16 protein-coding genes are annotated in these 22,104 nt (G+C 55.0%); 12 read left to right on the top strand and 4 right to left on the bottom strand.

Annotation, left to right across the window (positions count from 1 at the left end):
- The first annotated feature begins 157 nt into the window (after positions 1-157).
- Positions 158-1,504 (top strand): carbohydrate porin, encoded by a 1,347-nt coding sequence (locus HP564_RS06355; protein WP_371241275.1) that lies wholly within the window; start codon positions 158-160, stop codon positions 1,502-1,504.
- A 153-nt stretch (positions 1,505-1,657) separates the two neighbouring features.
- Here the strand turns inward: HP564_RS06355 and yegD are convergent, their stop codons facing one another.
- The 3 genes from yegD to HP564_RS06340 all read right to left on the bottom strand — a co-directional run bounded on the left by yegD (position 1,658) and on the right by HP564_RS06340 (position 6,419).
- A complete protein-coding gene (yegD, locus tag HP564_RS06350) occupies positions 1,658-3,010 on the bottom strand; it encodes a molecular chaperone (protein WP_371241273.1) in 1,353 nt (450 codons plus the stop codon).
- A gap of 63 nt (positions 3,011-3,073) precedes the next feature.
- Entirely contained in the window at positions 3,074-5,638 is a 2,565-nt protein-coding gene (locus HP564_RS06345; RefSeq protein ID WP_371241271.1) for a diguanylate cyclase, read from the bottom strand.
- Between the two features lie 166 nt (positions 5,639-5,804).
- Positions 5,805-6,419, bottom strand: coding sequence for a phosphatase PAP2 family protein (locus HP564_RS06340; protein WP_371241269.1), 615 nt, complete (start codon positions 6,417-6,419; stop codon positions 5,805-5,807).
- 296 nt (positions 6,420-6,715) lie between these two features.
- On the opposite strand from HP564_RS06340, the gene udk reads away from it, so the two are divergent.
- The 3 genes from udk to asmA all read left to right on the top strand — a co-directional run bounded on the left by udk (position 6,716) and on the right by asmA (position 9,855).
- Positions 6,716-7,357: a uridine kinase gene (gene udk, locus HP564_RS06335; RefSeq protein WP_371241267.1), complete on the top strand. Its 642-nt coding sequence runs from the start codon at positions 6,716-6,718 to the stop codon at positions 7,355-7,357.
- An 84-nt stretch (positions 7,358-7,441) separates the two neighbouring features.
- Positions 7,442-8,023, top strand: a complete 582-nt coding sequence (dcd, locus tag HP564_RS06330; RefSeq protein ID WP_371241265.1) for a dCTP deaminase — start codon at positions 7,442-7,444, stop codon at positions 8,021-8,023.
- A 20-nt stretch (positions 8,024-8,043) separates the two neighbouring features.
- Positions 8,044-9,855 (top strand): outer membrane assembly protein AsmA, encoded by a 1,812-nt coding sequence (asmA, locus tag HP564_RS06325; protein ID WP_371241263.1) that lies wholly within the window; start codon positions 8,044-8,046, stop codon positions 9,853-9,855.
- Between the two features lie 2 nt (positions 9,856-9,857).
- Here asmA and HP564_RS06320 read toward each other — a convergent pair whose 3' ends face one another.
- Entirely contained in the window at positions 9,858-11,432 is a 1,575-nt protein-coding gene (locus tag HP564_RS06320) for a TerC family protein (protein ID WP_371241261.1), read from the bottom strand.
- Between the two features lie 799 nt (positions 11,433-12,231).
- Between HP564_RS06320 and wbaP the strand changes: the two genes are divergently transcribed.
- The 8 genes from wbaP (at position 12,232) to HP564_RS06280 (ending at position 22,083) form a co-directional block, all read left to right on the top strand.
- The gene (gene wbaP, locus HP564_RS06315) at positions 12,232-13,665 is read left to right on the top strand and encodes an undecaprenyl-phosphate galactose phosphotransferase WbaP (protein WP_371241259.1); all 1,434 of its coding nucleotides are present in this window, start codon (positions 12,232-12,234) and stop codon (positions 13,663-13,665) included.
- Between the two features lie 296 nt (positions 13,666-13,961).
- On the top strand, positions 13,962-15,101 hold the full coding sequence (locus HP564_RS06310) for a polysaccharide export protein (RefSeq protein WP_371241257.1): 1,140 nt from the start codon (positions 13,962-13,964) through the stop codon (positions 15,099-15,101).
- A gap of 8 nt (positions 15,102-15,109) precedes the next feature.
- Entirely contained in the window at positions 15,110-15,544 is a 435-nt protein-coding gene (locus HP564_RS06305; RefSeq protein WP_123801168.1) for a protein tyrosine phosphatase, read from the top strand.
- Between the two features lie 12 nt (positions 15,545-15,556).
- Complete coding sequence (wzc, locus tag HP564_RS06300; RefSeq protein WP_371241254.1) at positions 15,557-17,734, top strand: tyrosine-protein kinase Wzc; 2,178 nt, start codon at positions 15,557-15,559, stop codon at positions 17,732-17,734.
- A gap of 235 nt (positions 17,735-17,969) precedes the next feature.
- Positions 17,970-19,106, top strand: coding sequence for an EpsG family protein (locus HP564_RS06295; RefSeq protein WP_371241252.1), 1,137 nt, complete (start codon positions 17,970-17,972; stop codon positions 19,104-19,106).
- Positions 19,107-19,119: 13 nt separating this feature from the next.
- Positions 19,120-19,845 carry an SGNH/GDSL hydrolase family protein gene (locus HP564_RS06290; RefSeq protein ID WP_371241250.1) on the top strand — a complete coding sequence of 242 codons (726 nt, stop codon included), beginning with the start codon at positions 19,120-19,122 and terminating at the stop codon, positions 19,843-19,845.
- 33 nt (positions 19,846-19,878) lie between these two features.
- Positions 19,879-21,081 (top strand): acyltransferase family protein, encoded by a 1,203-nt coding sequence (locus HP564_RS06285; RefSeq protein WP_371241248.1) that lies wholly within the window; start codon positions 19,879-19,881, stop codon positions 21,079-21,081.
- Positions 21,082-21,165: 84 nt separating this feature from the next.
- A complete protein-coding gene (locus HP564_RS06280; RefSeq protein ID WP_371241246.1) occupies positions 21,166-22,083 on the top strand; it encodes a glycosyltransferase family 2 protein in 918 nt (305 codons plus the stop codon).
- The last annotated feature ends 21 nt before the right edge of the window (positions 22,084-22,104 follow it).

Raw genomic sequence — 22,104 nt, 5'->3', positions numbered from 1 at the left:
ATATGCGTTTTTCATTCTGGCGTTTACGTTCAGCGATCCCCTTCACAATTGTTTGAAGAAACTGTCTTAACGCCTTTCTATACGCACATATTTACAAAACTTGAATATTTCACAGCACTATGCTCTGCGTGGCATAACCCCAATCCAGATAAGAAGAATGATTATGAACAGTGAAAAAGCAGTGCAACGCTTCCCGCTGCGCCGTGTCGCGGCCGGCTCCCTGATGTTTGCTATGTTGAGTGCCTCTGCTGTGGCCGCAGAGGCGTTCAGCGCCGATTCGCCCTATATGTTTGGCGACTGGGGCGGCTCGCGAACGCAGCTGGAAAATGACGGCGTCAAGTTTGACGTCAACTACACCATGGAAAGCGCGTCTAACCTCGGCGGCGGCGCGGATACCAACACGTCAATGCGCTACAGCGATCAGTGGGCGTTTGGCCTTAACCTCGATCTGGAAAAACTGCTCGACTGGCAGGATACCCAGTTCCAGATGACTATCACCGATCGTAACGGCCGCAATATCTCCGATCAGGTGGCCGATCCACGCACTGGGATGTTGTCTTCGGTGCAGGAGGTCTATGGCCGCGGACAAACCTGGCGTCTGACACAGTTCTGGCTGAGCAAAGGACTGTTTGATGACGTGGTTAACCTGAAGGCGGGTCGCGTCACCGTTGGTGAAGACTTCGATAACTTCGACAGTAAGTTCCAGAACCTGGCATTCGGCAGTGGTCAGGCAGGCAACTGGCGCGGCGACCGCTGGTTTAACTGGCCGGTTTCGCAGTGGGGCGGTCGCGTGAAGGTCAATTTCACCCCTGAGGTTTTCTTCCAGGTCGGTTTCTACAACCAGAACCGCGCCAACTACGATCGCGGGGACGGCTTCCGCCTGGATACCAGCAACTCCGAGGGGAATATGGTGCCGGTTGAACTGGGCTGGAAACCGACGCTGGGTCCGGACAAGCTACCGGGTAACTATCGCATCGGCTACTACTACTCCTCGGCCAATGGCAACGTCTATGGCAGCTGGCGCGACGGCGGCTACCAGGATAAAGCGCACGCCTATGGCGGCTATGTCCTGTTGCAGCAGCAGCTGACCGCGCAGGGCGGCGACGCAAGCCGCGGTATCGGCGTCTCGGTTCAGGCCGTTATGAACGATCACAAGACCTCGAAAACCGACAACTACCAGTCCATTGCCTTTACCTGGGCAGGGCCATTTGATGCGCGTCCTGAAGATGAAATCGGTATTGCCGCCGCGCGTATTCACGTCAACAGCGACTTTACGCGCTCGCAGCGCCAGCAGAATGCGGCTAACGGCGAAACGGACTTTAGCAGCCCGACCTATCTGCCGATTCAGGATGGCTCAGAATATAACTACGAGCTTTACTACAACGTCAAGCTGGCGAAATGGCTCCAGGTGCGTCCGAATGTGCAATATATCGTCGCGCCGGGTGCAGTGAGCGAAGTAAAAGATGCATTTGTGGGAGGCATCAGCGCCAATATCAACTTTTGATCGGCGAGCGTAAGCCCCCGCAGAGGGCAGAGCGGGGGTAACGCGAATAAGACAAAAAGCCACGCTGCCGCGTCAGGGGTGACCCCCGGTGCAGTAAACAGCGGCAGCACTCAGGTATAAAAAGGCGCCCCTCAGATGAGGGACGCCTTTTTTTTAGCGGAACATCACCTCTGCCCAGCGCGCCAGACCGGCTGTTACCGAGCCGAAATCATCGCCGCTGGCCACTGGCGTCTCCGGTAGCGCCTGCTGCAGCGCCGCACGCAGTACCGGCGACCGCGCGCTGCCGCCGGTCAGATAGATCACCTCTGGTCTGGCGTCACAGCTGGCAAGCGCCAGGTGCACCTGTTCCAGAATGCGTTCCAGCGGCTGATTGATCGCCTCCTCCAGCATGCTAACGCTGATGCGGTTATGCAGCTGCGGCGCGATGAAATCCAGGCTGGCGTCAAAAGAGGCGCATTCGGAGAGCGCGATTTTGCTCTCTTCTGCCGCGCGCACCAGTCGATAGCCCAGCTTCTGCTGCCACACCTTCAGCAAATGCGATACCACGTCACCCTGTTCAGCTTCGCGCACCAGATCGCGCAGCAGTTTGCCGCAGGCGGCGGAGTAGAAGTCGCTCTGCGCCGGGACGTCATTGATTGCGACCGCATTCCACCAGGGCAGGGCGGGTAAAGCGGTGCCTTTCTGCGTTTTGCCGCCCAGCCCGAGCAGCGGCATCAGCGTTTTAAACGCCAGCATAATATCAAGGTCGTTCCCGCCGACGCGACAGCCGCTGTGGCCCAGCAGGCTCTGGCGGCGGTCCGACAGCTTACGCCACTCCGGCCCCATCAGCAGCATTGAGCAGTCGGTTGTTCCCCCGCCGATATCGACCACCAGCACGCGTGTCTCTTTCTGCAGCGTGGCCTCGAACTCGAGCCCCGCCGCAACCGGTTCAAACTGAAACTCTACGTCACGGAAACCTGCGCGCTTCGCCGCGCGCAGCAGAATGCCTTCTGCCTGCGCATTGGCATCGTTGCCGCCGAGTCCCTGGAAGTTAATCGGACGGCCGATGACGGCCTGGTCAAGGGTGTCATTAAGCTGCGCTTCACCCTGTTCGCGGATATGACGCATCATGGCGCAGACCAGATCTTCAAACAGCGCGATCTGTTGCGGTTTCAGCCCGCTGGCGCCGAGAAAGGATTTAGGCGACTTAACAAACCAGGTTTCTTCCGGATCCACCATATAGTGCTGCAGCGCCGCCAGGCCGAACTGCACGCTACTGGCTGAGACGTCGATATCCTCTTCGCGGTTGAAACGCAGCGCGCGCTGCAACAGCGCCGTGGTTTCCGCGTCCGGCGTCTCGACCTGGTGATGGCGGTAAAGCCATTCACTGACGGCTTCACGCGTGGGTGCGGCAATCATTGATGGTAAAAGGCGCTGACCCTTCTCCAGCGTCAGCAGGCGCGGCGCGCCGTTTTCGCACACTGCTATAGAACAGTTCGCCGTACCGTAATCAAAACCAATGAACATCTGCTGCCCCTCCCGCAAAAAAAGGGGCGACTTTAGCGCAGCTTGCCGGGGCTGGCAAGCGGCTCAGCGTGTCTGCGGCGGGTAAACGGACAGCCTGCCACGGCCGGCGTTTTTTGCGTGGTAGCAGGCCATATCGGCCTGTGAAAGCAGCTCGGCCGCCACATTATTCTCTGCGGTGATCTGCGTCAGCCCGGCGCTGGCGCCTACCCGATAGAAATGGCCCTGCCAGCCAAAGGCGTGGTGATTAACCGCCTCGACAAGACGCTCGACAATGTCGCACGCAAGCGACATCGGGCAGTCCGGCATCAGCAGGGCGAACTCGTCGCCACCCAACCGGGCGAGAAAATCGGTGCCGCGCAGATAATGCTGCATCAGGTCAGCCAGTTCGCGCAGTAGCGCGTCGCCAGCGGCGTGACCGGCACTGTCGTTTACCGCTTTGAACTTGTCCAGATCGATAAAGACGAGTACGTGCTGCTGCTGACGCCTGACTGCATCACTCAATAATCCCTGAAGCTGTCGCTCAAAACTGGCGCGGTTTGGCAGACGCGTCAGGGCATCATGCAGAGCGCTATAGCTAAGGCGCTTGATCATTTTGCGCGATTCACTAACGTCCTGAATCACCATCACTGCACCAATCTCTTCGCCGCCCAGGGTGCGCAGCGGGGTAATGCTGTAGTGAATCTCCACTACGCGCCCGTCTGCCGTGTGCAGCACCAGTTCATCATCGAGATTTGGCGTGGTTTTCTCGGTGGGCAACTGACACAGCAGCAGATTCTCAACCGGCTCGCCGTGGCGACCGTGGGTGATGTGCAGCAATTCATTTAACGGCTTGCCCGCTGCGGTTTCCTGCTGCCAGCCGCTCATCTGCTCGGCAACCGGGTTCATAAAGGTGACGCGCATATCGCTGTCGGTGCTGATCACTGCTTCACCAATGGAATCGAGCGTAATCGCCATGCGTTCTTTTTCCTGAAAAAGCGCGTCGGTCAGATTACGCAGCGGGGTTACATCCTGACAGATACCCAGCATGCGTTCGATACGCCCGTCCGGGCTGAAAAAACGACGCGCCTGGGTTCGCAGCGTCCGCAGGCCGTCGGCGTGCAGAATGCGATACTCTATATCGAACACGCCAGCATTTTCAGTTGACTTCAGCAACGCCTGATCGAGCCGATCGCGATCGGCCGGATGTATCAGCGTGCGCCACAGTTCGCGGCTGGGCTGCTCGTGCGCGGAAAGGCCAAACAGCGCATACATCCGGCGATCCCACACCATTTCATTATTCATCAGGTTCCACTCATAGACGCCGATTTCACCCGCTTCATTTGCCAGCGTAATGCGCTCCATCAGATGGCGGTTGACCTGCTCGCTCTGCTTCAGCTCAGAGATATCGATAATTTGTGCAATAAAGTAGAGCGGACACCCGTTACTGTCTCGTACCAGGGAAACGGTCAGGCGCGCCCAGACAATTTCACCGCTTTTACGGAAGTAGCGCTTTTCGATGGTGTAGGCGTCAATCTCGCCGCGCAGCAGTTTGTCAGCGTGGAGCAGGTCATTTTCCAGATCGTCGGGATGCGTGATTTGCTGGAATCTGAGCTTTTTTAGTTCCGGGGCGGGAAACCCCAGCGTCTGACTGAGTGAGTTATTAACCTGCAGCCAGACGCCTTCCGGTGACACCAGCGCCATACCGATGGCCGAATACTCCATCGCGTGGCGGAAACGGGTTTCGCTCTCGCTGATATGGTGTTTCTCGCGCTGAAACGCGTCCATGACCAGCGCCATTACATGGCTGGGAATAAGCACCAGCAAAAAAGGGAGCCAGTTAGCGAGGTGGCTGGATGAGGCGCTGCGCGTCTCTACCGTGACCAGACCCAGCGCAATGATCAGTGAGAGAAAGCAGGCGTTAAGCAGAAACAGCAAAAAGGCATCACGTTTCGGCAGACGCACGGCACACCAGAACAGGATGACCACGATAAAGGTAAATGGCCAGGGCATAAAACGCAGCGCCAGCCAGCCAGCGCCAAAGGTCAACAGCAGGGTTAACACGAACTCCGTCAGGCGGCGCGGGCTCAGGGCTCGCGTGCTGAGTGGCCAGGGCATAAGCAGCAGCACCGGGCCAAGCGCCAGCATACCGATCACCTCGGAAATGACCCAGGTATAGAAAAAAGAGAGCCTGGTCTCGTCGCCGATCTGCAAGGCCCACAGCGCGAGCAGGCCGCCCAGCAGTGGGGTGATGATGCCGACGGACAGCACAAAGCGTAGCCAGTCGAGCAGCGAGTTGAGCGGTATGGCGCGCTTGAGCAGCAGACGCAGCAGCGCGCCGCCAGCAAGGGCCTGGGTCAAATTAATCAGGGTGAATATCAGGTTTGCCAGTTCAGGGCCCATGACCAGGGCATTGGCCAGCGCGGTGCCGGCGAAGCAGCTCAGCAGCAGTAGCGGAGCGCGGCGAGAGGGCGCGCGAAACACGATTATCGTCATCAGTGCCGTCGCGAACCAGAGCGGAGAAATGCGCCCGCTGACGACAATCAGTTCCAGACAAAAAAGCGTCAGCAGAAAGGCGAGCCCCCCTGCTGTCAGGGCGCTCAATAAACGGTTCTGCGGTTTATCCAGTGAGGATAATTGTTCAGCAATCATTCACCAATCCGGCAGCGCGCACCGCGCCTGAGCGACGAGAAATGCGCCAGTCATTCTCTTTGTGGCATGCTAGCACATCACTGACGTAATAGGGTTGTTAAATCAAAAAAGGGTGTTATTCAACGAATTGACTGGCCCTTTTCCGTCGCAAAAGGGCGCTGGGACATTACTGGCGGAAGAGATCGGCGCGAGTGAAGGGTTTCTCCAGACCGGCAAGATCAGCAGAGAAACGTTCAAGAAACTGTTGCGTTGTGGCAACCCGACCGTGGCCAAGCAGCAGCAGCGGCACCAGGCAGGCCACGCCCACCTGCGGCAAGCTAAAGCCTTTCAGTGCGGTGCGCCGCTGGCTGAGCAGAAAAGCCGAGCTAAGGGTAAAGCCCAGCATCAGGCCGGTGGCGACTTCACTGGTCGAGTGCGCATGAATGACCAGACGTGAAAATCCTACCATCAAGGGGATGACGTAGCCTGTGCCAATAGCAAAGCCGCGCCACAGGCTCGACCAGCGTCCCGAAAGCAGCCACAGCATTACCGGCCACAGGGTGGCTGACATCGCACTATGCCCGCTGAAGCCGGTAAAATTGAAACGGGCGCTGCCGATGCCAAAGCCGAGAAACAGGATTTTTGACAGGCTGACCAGCAGGCCTGCCAGACCAAATGCCAACAGCCAGTACCATACCGTGCGACGGTTGTCGCTTTTCCACGGCAGGATCAGCGCGATAATCACCGCTGTCGGGATCAGCAGCATGCTGTCGCCAAAATAGGTCAGGGTTCTCCAGTGCATAAACTTCCTTTCGTATGGGTCAGCAGGAAAAATTCCTCATCAGCGTCAGTGCAGTGTCATCGTCTGCCGTCTGCTGCGCCAGCCACATAAGTTAATACTCAACCAGCCACTAGTTTACTGGGTAAACGATTCAGTTGATAAAGGGGAAATTCTGAAATCCCGTAAGCGGCTTTTCTCTGGCATCAAAAGGATGAAATCCCTATACTTAGCGCCTACCAAACCCTCTCCATTTCGTCCTGCGTCAAAACGCCTAATCCGCGTACAGCGCAGGCTCCAGTATCAGGTCTTTAAAAAGTATGACTGACAAGTCTCATCAGTGCGTGATTGTGGGCATTGCCGGTGCCTCCGCATCCGGAAAAAGTTTAATCGCCAGCACGCTCTATCGTGAAATCCGTGACCAGGTCGGTGACGAGCATATCGGGGTTATCCCGGAAGATGCCTATTATAAGGACCAGAGCCACCTCACCATGGAAGAGAGGGTAAAGACTAACTATGACCATCCCAGCGCAATGGATCACGATCTGCTGCTGCATCACCTGCAGGCGCTGAAAGCAGGTGAGGATATCGATTTACCGGTCTATAGCTATGTCGAACATACGCGTACGCGCGACAGCATTCACCTGAAACCGAAAAAGGTGATTATTCTGGAAGGCATTCTGCTGCTGACCGATGCCCGTCTGCGCCAGGAGCTGAATTTCTCCATCTTCGTCGACACGCCGCTGGATATCTGCCTGATGCGCCGCATGAAGCGCGATGTTAACGAGCGCGGTCGTTCGATGGACTCTGTGATGAGTCAGTATCAGAAAACCGTGCGCCCGATGTTTCTGCAATTTATTGAGCCGTCAAAGCAGTACGCCGACATCATTGTGCCGCGCGGCGGGAAAAACCGCATTGCAATTGATATTCTCAAGGCCAAGATCAATCAGTTTTTTGAATAACACGCGTTGGGTCTGACGCGTTGCCAACAGCCTGAAGCGCGAATATCAGGCTGTTCGCTACACTTTCAGCATGGAGACAGATTAATGAGATTATGCGACCGCGATATAGAAGCCTGGCTGGATGACGGCAGGCTGGCGATCGATCCGCGTCCGCCTGTTGAGCGTATTAATGGTGCTACCGTCGATGTGCGCCTGGGTAACCAGTTCCGCACGTTCCGCGGCCATACGGCGGCCTATATTGATTTAAGCGGTCCGAAAGATGAAGTCAGCGCCGCGCTCGATCGCGTGATGAGCGATGAAATTGTGCTGCCAGAGGGAGAAGCCTTTTTCCTGCATCCTGGCGAACTGGCGCTGGCGGTCACCTTTGAATCGGTCACGATACCGGACGATCTGGTTGGCTGGCTGGATGGCCGCTCTTCGCTGGCGCGGCTGGGGCTGATGGTGCACGTGACCGCGCACCGCATCGATCCCGGCTGGCAGGGGCGGATTGTGCTGGAGTTCTATAATTCCGGTAAGCTGCCGCTGGCACTGCGTCCCGGGATGCTAATCGGCGCGCTAAGCTTCGAACCGCTCTCTGGCCCGGCAGCACGCCCCTACAACCGTCGTGAAGACGCTAAATATCGCGGACAGCAGGGCGCTGTCGCCAGCCGTATCGATAAAGATTAAATCGCGAAAATGGGGATGTGATGAAAAGAGTGATAACCACGCTGGCCATTTTGCTGGTGGTCATCGTTGCGGGCATGACGGCGCTGGTGCTGCTGGTCAACCCAAACGATTTCCGATCCTATATGGTGAAACAGGTTGAACAGCGTAGTGGTTATCAGCTGGAGGTCGGTGGCGATCTGCGCTGGCACGTCTGGCCTAAACTCAGCATCCTCGCCGGACGCATGAGCCTGACCGCGCCAGGCGCGTCTCAGCCGCTGGTTACGGCGGAAAACATGCGTCTCGACGTGAATCTCTGGCCGCTGCTGTCGCATCAACTTAGCGTAAGTCAGGTGATGCTGCGCAACGCGGTCGTGCGTGCCACGCCAGAAAGCGCAGCGCAGCCGCCGCGAAATGCGCCAGTTGCGCCTCCACGCAGTGAGGCCAGCACGCGCGCCAGCGGCTGGTCATTTGATATTAGCCAGCTGCGCGTTGTTGACAGTCTGCTGATCTGGCGTCAACCCGGCGGCGACGAATATAACTTTCGTAACTTCAATCTCAACCTCAATCAGGACGATCGCCATCAGGCAAAGATCGACCTCACTACCAGCCTGACGCGCAATCAGCGCAATGCCACGCTGACGCTGAAGGGTCAGCTTGATGCAGCGCAGTATCCGCATCGCCTGAGCGGTAAAATTGATGAGCTGAATTATGCCATCGGCGGGGCCAATATTCCGCCGCAGGGCATTCAGGGTTCGCTGAGCGGGCAGGGGAGCTGGCAGGCTGACACGCAGCAGTTTACCCTGACGCAGCTGCAGCTGACCGCTAACGACAGTGTGCTTTCCGGTCAGGCAAGCGGCACGCTACCGCAGCAGTTTGCGCTTCAGCTACACGCAACCCGGTTAAATTTCGACAATCTGATGTCGGGTGCGCCGCAGCCCAGCAACAGCGGCGAGCAGCATGCCACTGTGGCACGTGCACCGGTTATTGCCACGCCGCGCGTACAGAATAACCCTGATTCCCCGCTTAACGCTCTGGATGTGGCGGTTAATCTGAAGGCAGACAGCGCGGTGTGGCGCGGCCTGACGTTGCAAAACTTTGTGCTGGATGCTGTCAACCAGCAGGGGCTGATGACGCTGCGCGCCCTGAACGGCAAGCTGGGCGAGGGCACCTTTTCGGTACCGGGTACGGTCGATATTCGCCAGCCGGAGACGCGCGTTGCGCTTCAGCCCGTTTTCAATAAGGTCTCCATTCAGCCGCTCCTCGCCGCGCTGGAGATACCACAAAGCTTGCAGGGCACGCTTTCTCTTAGCGGCAACCTGAGCGGTGAAGGCCTGACCCTGAATGCTGCCCGGCGGCAGTGGCGTGGCGAGGCGCAGTTTCAGGCGGCTGACGTCAAAATGGCGCAGATCAACCTGCAACAGATGGTGCGACGGGCGGTAGAGCGCACCAGCGATCGCGTCAGCAGTGACGAGAGCAGCGAACAGGGTATTCGCCAGCTTGATGGGCGTCTGGCACTGAATGATGGCGTGCTGCGTCTTGCCGATCTCAAGGGCGAAGGCGACCGCTTACGTTTAGAGGGCGCGGGGGATATCGATATGCTGAAACAGCAGCTGGACGTGACCTTTGGTCTTACGCTCAGTGGCTGGAAGGGCGATGACCGCCTGGCCAGCATCTTGTCGCAGCAGGCTATTCCGCTACGTATGTACGGCAACTGGCAGAATGTGCAGTACTCCCTGCCGGTCGATCAGGTTGTGCGCCAGCAATTACAAAACGAGGCAAAATCGCGTCTTAACCAGTGGCTGGATCGCCAGCCCAAAAACAGCGACAGCCTGAAAAAGCTCCTTCGTCCGTAACGTTACACCTCATAATCGAGGTCCTGCGGGTGTTGCAGGATCTCTACTTTCTGCACGCGATGGTTCTCTACCTGCAGTACGCGCAGCAGATAGCTGCCGACCTGTAACGTTTCTCCCTCTTCAGGTACATGTTGCAGGCTGTCCATGAGCAGGCCAGCCAGCGTGTGGTAGCTGCGCCGCTCATCCAGCGGCAGCCTGACATAGGGTGCCAGGTCCTCCAGCGGAATATTTCCGTTGACGATCCACTGATTTTCGCCCTGCGTCTGCACATCGTAGCGGGCGTCCCTCTCTTCGCCCTCTAGCGGCAAATTACCGGCGATGGTTTCCATTAAGTCACTCAGCGTAACCACCCCTTCCACAGAACCAAACTCATCCACCACAAAGGCAAAGTGGGTACGGGCCTGGCGAAACTGCTCCAGCGCCTGGAGCAGCGTCAGGCGTTCCGGAAAGACCAGCGGCTGCCGGATTAAGGCGCGCAAGTCCAGCGACTGCTGATGAAGCGACTGATGCAGCAGATCGATAGCGTGCACCACGCCCAGCAGTTCGTTGCTTTGGTCGGTGATCAGCATTCGCGTATGCAGATTGCGGTCGAGGCGCGCCATAATTTCTGCCGGATCGTCATCCAGGTTAATGTGCTCAATATCATGACGTGACGTCATCACGCTGTTAACGTGACGCTGGGCGAAGCCGAGTACGCGCGCAATCATGACGCGCTCCTGACGGTTGAACAGCGCCCGACGGTCGCTGTCGGCAATCAGGGAGGCGCTCTGCGGATCCAGTTCAGCATGGTCGGCTTCACCGCGCAGCAGTCTTAAAACGGTTTCTGCCGTGCGCTGGCGCAGCGGCCTTCCCGCTGAGAGTGCGCGTCGGCGGTTATACTGGGCCAGCTGATTAAAGGCTTCGATCAGCACCGAGAAGCCTATTGCCGCATAGAGATAACCTTTTGGAATAACAAAGCCCAGACCTTCCGCCACCAGGCTGAAGCCGATCATCAGCAAAAAGCTCAGGCAGAGAATCACAATGGTGGGATGGCTGTTAACAAAGCGCGTTAAGGGTTTGCTCGCCAGCAGCATCAGTAAAATGGCGATGGTCACAGCGGTCATCATGACCGGCAGCTGGTTAACCATGCCGACGGCGGTAATCACCGCGTCAAGGGAAAAAATGGCGTCCAGCACCACGATTTGCGCGACCACTGGCCAGAATTTAGCGCCGCGTTTTTGTTGACCCTGCCCGTGATCCTGGCCCTCAAGCCGCGTATTAAGCTCTGTTGTCGCCTTGAAAAGCAGAAACAGCCCGCCCAGCAAAAGCAGCAGATCGCGCGCGCTAAAGGAATGATGCCACAGCGTAAACAGCGGCTGCGTGAGCGTCACCAGCCAGGAAAGTGAGGCCAGCAGCAGTAGACGGCACAGCAAGGCCAGCAGCAAACCGATAATCCGCGCCCGGTCACGATCCTTGTCCGGCAGCTTTTCGACCAGAATGGCGATAAATACCAGATTATCGATTCCCAGCACCAGTTCCAGAACGATTAACGTGACTAATCCTGCCCACAGTGAGGGATCTGCTAACACCTCCAACATGCCTAAGCCGCCTGAATATATCAAAGTCAGTGAAATCTGAGGATAGTGGAGGGCAGGGTGGGGCACAACCTTGTTTTCGCGCGAAACAGTGAGGTGAAAACAGAGAATAAAGAAACGAATCAATTATCGTGCTGCATCAAACTGACAAGATTGTGTAAAGCAGAATGTTCGTATGGTAAAGCGAAGGGAAAGCCGGTTAGTGCACACCTTAAGTTAAAGATGAGCATTTATTCAGGGCGTGACATGGAATTAATCTGATTTTTTGCGGAGGTATTGCACTTTGCGTTTTGCCCGAAAAGGGGGCGCATTACTTATTGCTGGTAGTCTTTTTCCTAAAATAGTCAGGGGATAGCGGGGCCTACTTGTAAAGAAGCCAGTAATAACTAGTATAGCAACGTGCTGGTAAAAGTCTGCGCTTATGTTGATATTCGCCTTGAGATTCGGCACCCAATGTTATGAATTGTGATCCGGCTCGCCGGACATGCTTCAGGCATTCAGATCGAGAATGATAAATGGAGAAACAGGATATCAAAAGCGGTATTGGCAGCGACAGCCAAGGGCGGTAGCGTTCCTGAAACGCATTCTCCGTTGAGAAAGTAAGCAGTGCGCCATTTGGGCCTAAGTCAGAGTAATCTGTTGGTATTTCTCACAATTTTCTTGTTTCCTTGCTAAGGAAGTTGGCGTGAACGCACCCTGTAACCCCCTTCAGTTACGCCTTTATTGATGAAAAACTGATTCGTTCAAATATTACACAGCTCAGGGCGTCACGGATTATAGGAAATAAAATAAAGAGTTAAATATGCGCGATACCGAAATTACATTTAAAAGTCTTTTTACCAAATTGTTGCTGGCCGGCTCGGACTTAATTTGTTTTAACGCCGCCTTATTTATAGCGCTGGCGATAATTAATATGATGTCAGATTCGCCGCTGGCAGATATATCTGAAAAAGATCTCCACTTAAAAATTGCCACGCATATTTTCTTGTCGGTAATTTGTGTTGGATGGTTCTGGGTCAGACTGCGTCATTTTACTTATCGCAAGCCATTCTGGTTTGAGCTGAAAGAAGTTTTTCGTACCATTCTCATTTTTTCAATTATTGATTTGTCGATCACCGCGCTGTCGCAGTGGCAAATGTCGCGTTTCGTCTGGGTATTAACCTGGGTGCTGGCGCTGATTTTGATCCCGCTGTCGCGCGCGGTCGTGAAACACCTGCTTAATCACTACGGGCTATGGAAGAAGCAGACCATCATTATCGGTAGCAGCAAAAATGCCCAGGAAGCCTGGCAGGCGCTGCAAAGCGAAGAGGTGATGGGCTTTGACGTTATCGCCTTTTACGACGTTGACGGGACCTGTCCGCAGGCAAGTATCTCCGGCGTACCGGTGCTGCGCGATGAATCTGAACTGTGGAACCTGACCCACAGCGAAACCCAGTTTATCGTGGCGGTAGAGTTCGAACAGAGCCAGTACCGCGACATGTGGCTGAAGAATCTGGCGATGCACAATTGCCGTTCTGTTTCAGTGATTCCCACGTTGCGCGGCGTACCGCTTTACGGTACTGATATGGCCTACATCTTCAGCCATGAAGTGATGATCCTGCGCGTTAACAATAATCTGGCAAAGCGCACGTCACGCTTTCTGAAGCGGGCATTTGATATCGTCGGTGCGCTTTCGATCATCCTGATGCTGCTGCCTGCGCTGCTGGTGCTCGGCTTTATGGTCGGTCGCGACGGTGGTCCACCCATCTATGGACATGAACGCGTTGGCCTGAACGGTCGTAAGTTTAAGTGTCTGAAATTCCGCTCAATGGTCATCAACTCCAAAGAGGTGCTGGAGGAGGTACTGCGCACAGATCCGGTCGCGCGTGCCGAGTGGGATAAAGATTTCAAACTGAAAAACGATCCACGCATTACAAAAGTTGGTCACTTCATCCGTAAAACCAGTCTGGATGAGCTGCCGCAGCTGTGGAACGTGGTGCGGGGTGACATGAGCCTTGTTGGCCCGCGTCCGGTGATTGAGGATGAACTTTGTCGTTATGCAGGCGATGTCGATTATTATCTGATGGCAAAACCCGGCATGACGGGACTGTGGCAGGTCAGCGGTCGTAACGACGTTGATTACGAAACGCGCGTTTACTTTGATTCGTGGTACGTAAAAAACTGGTCGCTGTGGAACGATATCGCCATTTTATTTAAAACGGTGGGTGTCGTACTGAAGCGCGATGGGGCGTATTGATAGCAGGCGAAACGGGAGCGGTTGACGGGCGCTCCCGGATGTTAAACGCCACAGCTGACAACGTCATTGGTGATAGCTGCCATTATCGTGGCTGAAGGAAGCCGTTAATTCACTCAAAAGGCAATAATACGCATTTGCTTATTTCGTCCTGTTAAACGGCAGCAACAAAAAAAGGTAGGGAGCAAGTGATAATGACAGATATTTTCAGTGCTTAAGCTGGCAAGTTTATTTTTTTTCAGCGCTTACACAGCGGCGTTTTCGCCTCTATCAATCAATAACTGATAGCGAAGATCTAAATGATTACAATCAAAACGAAATTGATACCCATGCTGGTATCCGCCACATTTCTCTCAGGGTGTACGGTTGTTCCAGGCCAGCACCTCTCCACTAGCGGAAAAGATGTCATTGAGCAGCAGGACAGCAATTATGACATCGACAAATATGTCAATGTCTTCCCGTTAACCCCGCGCCTGGTCGAGCAAATGCGACCGAAGCCGCTGGTGGCACAGGCCAACCCTGGCCTGCAGAACGAAATTCAGAACTATGAATACCGCATTGGCATTGGCGACGTGATCAACGTCACCGTCTGGGATCACCCTGAGCTGACAACGCCAGCGGGCCAGTACCGCAGCGCCAGCGACACCGGCAACTGGGTACACTCTGACGGCACCATTTTCTACCCCTACATCGGTAAAGTCCGCGTAGCGGGCCGCACGGTCACTGAAGTACGCAGCGAAGTCGCACGTCGTCTCGCCCAGTATATCGAGAGTCCGCAGGTGGATGTCAGCATCGCCTCCTTTAAGTCGCAGAAAACCTATGTAACCGGTGCTGTGACTACGTCGGGCCAGCAGCCTATCACCAACGTTCCGCTGACGGTGCTGGATGCCATTAACGCCGCTGGCGGGCTGGCGGCAGATGCTGACTGGCGCAACGTTGTACTGACGCACAACGGCACTGAGCAGCGTATTTCGCTGCAGGCGCTGATGCAGAATGGCGATTTGAGCCAGAACCACCTGCTCTATCCAGGCGACATCCTCTATGTACCGCGCAATGACGATTTGAAAGTCTTTGTCATGGGTGAGGTGCGTCAGCAGTCTACGCTGAAGATGGATCGTAGCGGCATGACGCTGGCAGAAGCGTTGGGCAATGCGCAGGGTATGGATCAGACTGCGGCCGATGCCACCGGCGTCTTCGTTATCCGTCCGATTCGCGGCACTAACCGCACCAAGATCGCTAACATCTATCAGCTGAATACCAAAGATGCGGCGGCAATGGTCATGGGTACCGAATTCCAACTTGAACCTTACGACATCGTCTATGTCACCTCCACGCCGCTGACGCGCTGGAACCGTGTTATTTCACAGCTGCTGCCGACTATCGCCGGCATCAACGATGCAAGCGAGGCGGCGCTGCGTTTCCGCAACTGGTCGAACTAGGTTTAGCCATGATTACGTCCGTGTTAGTGGTCTGCGTCGGCAACATCTGCCGCTCTCCAACCGGAGAGCGCTTACTGAAGCGCGCGTTACCGGAGAAGCGCATTGCTTCGGCAGGGCTGGGTGCCCTGAAGGGGTATCCGGCGGATCAAACCGCCAGCGAGGTGGCTGCGCGTCATGGCCTCTCGCTGGAGGGGCATCACGCGCAGCAGTTAACCGCCAGTATGTGCCGCGATTACGATCTGATTCTGGTGATGGAAAAACGTCATATCGAACAGGTCAATCGCATCGATCCAGCCGCACGCGGAAAAACCATGCTGCTTGGGCACTGGCTCAACCAACAGGAAATAGCGGATCCGTACAAAAAGAGTCGTGAGGCCTTTGAAGAGGTTTACGGGTTACTGGAAAACGCTACCCAGAAATGGGTCAACGTACTAAGCCGATAGTTGGGATTATCCATGAATATTAAAAATAAGGTTATGACCGCGCCAAGAGAGGAGTCGACAGGATTCGATCTCGGCCACCTTTTGGGACAGCTGATCGATCATCGCTGGATCATTGTCGCCGTAACCGCCTTCTTTATGCTGGTGGGAACGCTCTACACACTGTTTGCAACCCCGATTTATAGCGCCGACGCCATGGTGCAGGTCGAGCAGAAAAACAGCAGCACCGTGCTCTCCGATCTGCAGGGCATCCTGCCGGCCACCCCAGAGTCAGACACGGAAATTCAGATCCTTGAATCCCGTATGGTGATCGGCAAGACCGTGAGCGATCTCGGTCTGGACACCGTAGTTGAGCAGAAATACTTCCCGATTATCGGGAAAGGCCTGTCGCGTCTGATGGGTAACAAACCGGCGCAGATTGCTATTTCACGTCTGGAAATCCCGCGCACCGTTGACAAGCGCAGCGTAGAGCTGGAAGTCAACAGTCCGACTACTTATACCGTGACCAAAGATGGTGATGAGCTGTTTAAAGGTCAGGTGGGTCGTCTGGAGCAGCACGGTGATATCGCTATGCTGGTAAGCGACATTCAGGCGGAAGAGGGCACCAGCTTTACCGTCACCAAGCTGAATGAGCTGCAGGCGATTAACTCTGTGCTGGCCAATCTGACCGTTGCAGATAAAGGTAAAGACACCGGCGTGCTGGGTCTGCAATATCTGGGTGAAGATCCCGAGCATATCAGCAAAGTGCTGAATCAGATCGTTAACAACTATCTGCTGCAGAACGTTGACCGCAAATCAGAGCAGGCGGAGAAGAGCCTTGAGTTCCTGCGCAATCAGCTGCCGCAGGTGCGCGCCAAGCTGGATGACGCTGAGAACAAACTGAACAGCTTCCGCCGTCAGAATGAGTCAGTGGATATGTCGCTGGAAGCCAAATCAGCGCTTGACTCCTCAGTGAGCGTGCAGAGCCAGCTGAATGAGCTGACCTTCCGTGAAGCAGAAGTTTCTCAGCTGTTCACCAAGGATCACCCGACCTACCGCGCGCTGCTGGAAAAACGCAAAACGCTGGAAAACGAACAGGCTCAGCTGAACAAGAAAATCTCCCAGATGCCGCAAACGCAGCAGGAGATCCTGCGACTGACGCGTGACGTGCAGGCAGGGCAGGAGATTTACATGCAGCTGCTGAACCGCCAGCAGGAGCTGGGCATCAGCAAAGCCAGCACCGTAGGTGACGTTCGCATCATCGATAACGCTGAAACGGCTAACGCGCCGGTGGCGCCGAAGAAAACGCTGATTATCGCGGCCAGCCTGCTGCTTGGTCTGGTGGTCTCTGTGGGTCTGGTTCTGCTGAAAGCGCTGTTGCACCACGGCATCGAAAACCCGGAGCAGCTGGAAGAGCTGGGCATGAACGTCTATGCCAGCGTCCCGCTCTCTGAGTGGCAGCGTAAGAAAGACACCGAAGCCCTGGCGCGTCGTGGTCACAAGGTGAAGCTCGACCCGCATGAAACGCTGCTGGCGCTCGGTAACCCGACTGACCTCTCTATCGAAGCGATCCGTAGCCTGCGTACCAGTCTGCACTTCGCCATGATGGAAGCGAAAAACAACGTCCTGATGATCACCGGTGCCAGCCCGGGTATTGGTAAAACCTTTATCTGCGCCAACCTGGCAACGCTGGTGGCGAAAGCGGGTCAGCGCGTTCTCTTCATCGATGGCGATATGCGTCGTGGTTACACCCATGAGCTGATCGGCGCAGAGAACAAATCGGGTCTCTCCAATATTCTGTCTGGTAAAACCGAGTTCTCGTCGGCGCTGATCCAGCGTGGCGCTTATGGCTTTGACTTCCTGCCGCGTGGCCAGGTTCCACCGAACCCGTCTGAGCTGCTGATGCACCGCCGTATGGGCGAGCTGCTGGAGTGGGCGAGCCAGAACTACGACCTGGTGCTGATCGATACGCCTCCGATTCTGGCCGTAACCGATGCCTCTATTATCGGTAAGCTGGCAGGCACCTCGCTGATGGTCGCCCGTTTCGAAGCCAACACCGCGAAAGAGGTGGATGTGAGCTACAAACGCTTCGCGCAGAACGGCATTGAGATTAAAGGTGTGATCCTCAACGCCGTGGTACGTAAAGCCGCCAACGCTTACGGTTATGGCTACGACTACTACGAGTACGAATACGGCAAACCGACAAAAAGCTAAGGTTTGATGATGACGGGGCGGCGAGACCGCCCCTTTTTATCGTCGCATTAAGACAACACGCAACGATCTACACAGGTGATTCTGTGTTTCGCGCCAGACGCCACGCATAAAACGCATAACCGGGCGGGCGTCCATAACAGAATGGTTCAGCAACAGGGCAGGCGTATTACCGGGTAGCCGCACATAACCTGACAGCCTGTTGAACTGACAACGTGTGGAATGAAAGGATCACACCATGGCTCCATATTGGTATATATCAGGGTTTTTGCTGCTGGTTTCGATTGTGGAAATCCTGCTAAAAAAAGACGAACGTACCACGCATATCCTGACCTATCTGCTCTGCATCGCAGCGGCAACGCTGGTGGTGTTTGGCGGTATCCGCGGCCTGGGCACCGGTATGGATGATTACCAGTACCGCAGCTTTTTCACCGACTTTATCAACCGCATTCAGGTCAACGGCTTTGCCGAAACCGTGGCCTTTTTCCGCTACGAGCCGCTGATTTTTGTTCTGGCCTGGCTGACCAGCCTGGTGTCCCACAACGCGGATATTTTCCTTTTTGTCTTCTGCCTGCTGGCGGTATCGGTAAACGCCGTCTTCTTTAAAAAGATGTCACCCTATCCGATCCTGGCGCTGGCGCTCTATTCGGCGCATATCTTTATCAACAAAGATATGAACCAGATCCGCTTTGGGCTGAGTTCAGCGCTGTTCCTCGGCGTCATCTGGTACATCTACCTGAAGCGCTACTGGATGGCGCTGGCCTTTACCCTGCTGTCGTTTTTCAGCCATAACACCGCGGTAATGGTGGTGACGCTTATTCCTTTCCTGTTTATTCGTGACTCGCGCTGGTGGCCGGTGGCCATCATTTTGCTGAGTATTCCAGCGTCAAAGGTTGGCGGCACCAGCTTTATCGCCCTGATTTCCTCGCATCTCGGTTCGCTGGGCGAAAGGGCAGAGGGCTACAGCAACGAAACCTCTAACACCGGCGAAGGCAGCATTTTCTCCGTGTCAAACCTGAAGAACATTATGCTGGTGTTTATCTTCGTCTACTTCCTGCTGAGTAACGAGATTAAAAAATATCACTATCAGCAGTACCGGCTTAACTATTTGCTGGTGCTGACCTTCGCCATCGGCGGCGGCATCCGTATTTTCTTCTATAACTACTCGTCGGGCGCACGACTCTCCAACTATCTGTTGCAGGTCGAACCGATTATTTTGGCCTCGCTGGTGTATCAGGTCAGGCCGATGCTCAAACCAGCGATGTTCGCGATGTTCGCTTTCTTCCTTGTCTACTACCTCTACTACAACACGATTTCCCTTAAGCAGGCCGTTGTCGGCTATGAAGTTGCTCAGGAATTCAGGCTGTTTCACTAATCTGAGAGGTAACATGACTAAATCACTTATTGCTGTTGCGATCCTTTCCGCCGCCTGTTTTGCACAGGCTGCAGACGAGCGGGCCGCATTTGTTATCGCCGCCTACGGTGACTCCACGACCGCGGGTGTCATGTCGTCAGGCGGTAAAAACATCATCACGCCGGGCAACGAGATAGCCACGCTGCAAACGCTGCTGCAAAACAAATATGGCCCCGGCGTTGAGGTGAAAAATCACGGCGTACCGGGCGCACAGGCGGCTGAACTGCTTTACAACAAGGGCCAGGACGACCCCAGCGGCTGGACGGAGCGCATGGCGAACTCTGACGCAAAGCTCATTTTGCTTAACTACGCGATCAACGACGCACGCCATTTCTTCTTTAAAGATAAAAATACCCATCTGGAAAGCCCGGAAGAGTACGGTCGTATCATGACGGCACTGGTGAAAGAGGCGAAGGCGCATCATAAGCTGGTGGTGCTCCAGGAGCCGAACCCGATTTGCGGTAAGGTCGAACGCTGGAATGTCTGGCCCTATGTTTACCAGCTCAATGAAGTGGCAAAGGCTCAGGATGTTCCCATTGTGAAGCAGTGGAGCGCCATTAAAGCGAAGCGCGACTGGCAGAGCGGCATGTCAGCAGACTGTATTCATCCTTCTGAAATGCTTTATCAGCAAAAAGCTCAGCAAACCTTTGATGTGATTACTGCCCACTACGATAAAGAACTGTCGCAGCACGGCAGTTAACGCCCATTCGTCTTCGGTGCTTCAGGAGTTGTCATGTATGTATTAATCATGGTGGTGTCGTTCTGTCTGGCGCTGCTTATTCTGCGCGCCACGTCGTACCATAAAGGCATTTATAACGGCAGCGGTATCAAGAGCATCTCCGGCTTGCGCGCGCTGTTGGCGAGTATCGTGGCCTTTTCCCATCTGGTTCACTACCTCTATTCGCTCGACGGTCAGTGGGTATTTGATAAAGACTATTTTGTCTGGTTTTCCGAGGGCAATTTCTTTGTCAACGCCGGAAAGTTTGGCGTGCTGCTGTTCTTTATGATTTCAGCGTTCCTGTTCTACCGCTGGCTGGATAACGACGGAATGCCTGCGAGCCAGCTGACCTGGAAACTGATGAAATCGCGCGTGCGCCGCATTGTACCCATGTTCTGGTTCTCTGGCCTGGTGATTATCCTGGTCGGGCTGGTGCAGGGTGGCCTGCAGCTCAATGCCCAGAGTATTACTGACGCCGTGCTCTGGTTGCTGTTTGTCGGTAACTATCATATGGGCGACTTTCTGACTGCTGACGTCAATGCCGGCGTGGAGTGGACGCTGCGCCTGGAATGGCTGCTTTATCTCTCAATTCCGCTGATTTTTGTGGTGAACCGCGCCACCAAAGGCAAACACAAAACCCTGCTGATCCTGGGCTCTATTGGCGTGATTTTTTGTATCGCCGTCGCCCTGCGCCTGTGGGGAAAAGCCTATACCGATCCACGTCCGGTACTTGGCTTTGCCATGGGCTATTTTGCCTATACCTGGCGCGATCGGCTGGCAGGCTTCAAACAGTCGCGCGTGGCCAGCCTGCTCTGTCTCCTGCTGGCGGTGTTTGCGCTGGGCTTTACCAGTAATGCGCTGTGGTATCTGGTCTTTCTCTGCTGTCTGACGGCCATCTTTTTCGTTATCAGCAGCGGTAACACCCTGTTTGGCATGCTGGAGAATAAAACCCTGATGTCAATCGGCGAGGTGAGCTACAGCCTCTACCTGATCCACGGTGTGGTGCTCTACTTCATCAAGCAGGTTCCACTCAGCTGGGTTCCGCACAACATGGTGGTGTATACCCTGATCTCAACGCTGTTTTTCGTTGTCTCTTTCTACGTCGCGAAGATGACCTATCTCTGGGTCGAAAAACCCTTTATTGGCAGCAGCAACAAGAAAAAAGTCGCGGCTGAAGTATCACCAGCGAAGCAAGATCGATCCGGTAACCCTTACTGATTGTCGGGACTGCGCCAGACGCCGCCATGTGGCTTGCAGTCCTGTTTATTTTAGATTTTAGCCCTGTTTTTAAGAGGTACTGGCATGAAGGACATTCGTTTCTCCATTGTAATACCCGCGTATAACGCGTCGCAGTCGATTATCGCGACGCTGGATTGCGTTAAGGCGCAGAGCTACCGCAATTTTGAAGTGATTATCGTTGACGACAAATCCGCCGATGCGGCGGCGCTGGCGGAGGTGGTCAACAGCGAGCGTTATCAGGATCTGGGCATTAACCTGGTGCTCTCTGAGGTGAAACTGAACGGCGCAGGCGCGCGTAACAAGGGCATTGAACTGGCAACCGGCGACTACATCAGCTTTCTCGACGCCGACGACGAATGGCATGCCGACAAGCTGCTGGAAACCGCACGTAAAATTAACGAGCTGGAGGCCCAGGGCAAAAGCAAATTTGTGATTTACAGCCAGGTCAATATCTATCAGGACGGCAGCTACCTGAAGGTGATGCCGATGCAGACGCCAGGCAAGAATGAAACCGTGGCAGAGTACCTGTTTGGCTGTTACGGCTTTATTCAGACCAGCACCATCGTGCTAAAGCGCGAAGATGCCGCCCGCATTCAGTTTGATACCCGCTATATTCGCCATCAGGACTACGACTTCTGCATTCGCGCCGATCGTCTTGGTTATGAGTTTGTAATGATTGCACGTCCGCTGGCGACCTATCATCTGATCACCAAATTTGGATCCAAACATAAAGGCGAATCGGTGAAATATTCGCTTTTCTGGCTGGATGCGATGAAGCCCCATCTGACCGGGCGCGACATTCACACCTATAAAGCCTTTAAGCTGCCGCTGCGTTACAAAATGGACGGCAAACCGCTGATGGCGAGCCTGAGCTTCGCGCGCTACTTCTTTCTCACCAACAAAGATAACCAGGCCTATTTCCTTAACCGTCTGAAAGACAAGTTACGGTCACGCCTCGGCGGTGAAAAAGCGGTCTCCTGATCTTCTTCTTGCTCCCCGGCG

Source organism: Pantoea sp. KPR_PJ (genome assembly GCF_041386365.1).
Classification (GTDB): Bacteria; Pseudomonadota; Gammaproteobacteria; order Enterobacterales; family Enterobacteriaceae; genus Pantoea.
Note: the sequence above shows the minus strand (reverse complement) of the source record. Positions and strands in the feature narration are given on the sequence as shown.

Bases quoted from the DNA above. Each gene is read 5' to 3' on its own strand.
- HP564_RS06355 (WP_371241275.1), top strand. From the start codon at position 158: ATGATTATGAACAGTGAAAAAGCAGTGCAACGCTTCCCGCTGCGCCGT.
- yegD (WP_371241273.1), bottom strand. From the start codon at position 3,010: ATGTTCATTGGTTTTGATTACGGTACGGCGAACTGTTCTATAGCAGTG.
- HP564_RS06345 (WP_371241271.1), bottom strand. From the start codon at position 5,638: ATGATTGCTGAACAATTATCCTCACTGGATAAACCGCAGAACCGTTTA.
- HP564_RS06340 (WP_371241269.1), bottom strand. From the start codon at position 6,419: ATGCACTGGAGAACCCTGACCTATTTTGGCGACAGCATGCTGCTGATC.
- udk (WP_371241267.1), top strand. From the start codon at position 6,716: ATGACTGACAAGTCTCATCAGTGCGTGATTGTGGGCATTGCCGGTGCC.
- dcd (WP_371241265.1), top strand. From the start codon at position 7,442: ATGAGATTATGCGACCGCGATATAGAAGCCTGGCTGGATGACGGCAGG.
- asmA (WP_371241263.1), top strand. From the start codon at position 8,044: ATGAAAAGAGTGATAACCACGCTGGCCATTTTGCTGGTGGTCATCGTT.
- HP564_RS06320 (WP_371241261.1), bottom strand. From the start codon at position 11,432: ATGTTGGAGGTGTTAGCAGATCCCTCACTGTGGGCAGGATTAGTCACG.
- wbaP (WP_371241259.1), top strand. From the start codon at position 12,232: ATGCGCGATACCGAAATTACATTTAAAAGTCTTTTTACCAAATTGTTG.
- HP564_RS06310 (WP_371241257.1), top strand. From the start codon at position 13,962: ATGATTACAATCAAAACGAAATTGATACCCATGCTGGTATCCGCCACA.
- HP564_RS06305 (WP_123801168.1), top strand. From the start codon at position 15,110: ATGATTACGTCCGTGTTAGTGGTCTGCGTCGGCAACATCTGCCGCTCT.
- wzc (WP_371241254.1), top strand. From the start codon at position 15,557: ATGAATATTAAAAATAAGGTTATGACCGCGCCAAGAGAGGAGTCGACA.
- HP564_RS06295 (WP_371241252.1), top strand. From the start codon at position 17,970: ATGGCTCCATATTGGTATATATCAGGGTTTTTGCTGCTGGTTTCGATT.
- HP564_RS06290 (WP_371241250.1), top strand. From the start codon at position 19,120: ATGACTAAATCACTTATTGCTGTTGCGATCCTTTCCGCCGCCTGTTTT.
- HP564_RS06285 (WP_371241248.1), top strand. From the start codon at position 19,879: ATGTATGTATTAATCATGGTGGTGTCGTTCTGTCTGGCGCTGCTTATT.
- HP564_RS06280 (WP_371241246.1), top strand. From the start codon at position 21,166: ATGAAGGACATTCGTTTCTCCATTGTAATACCCGCGTATAACGCGTCG.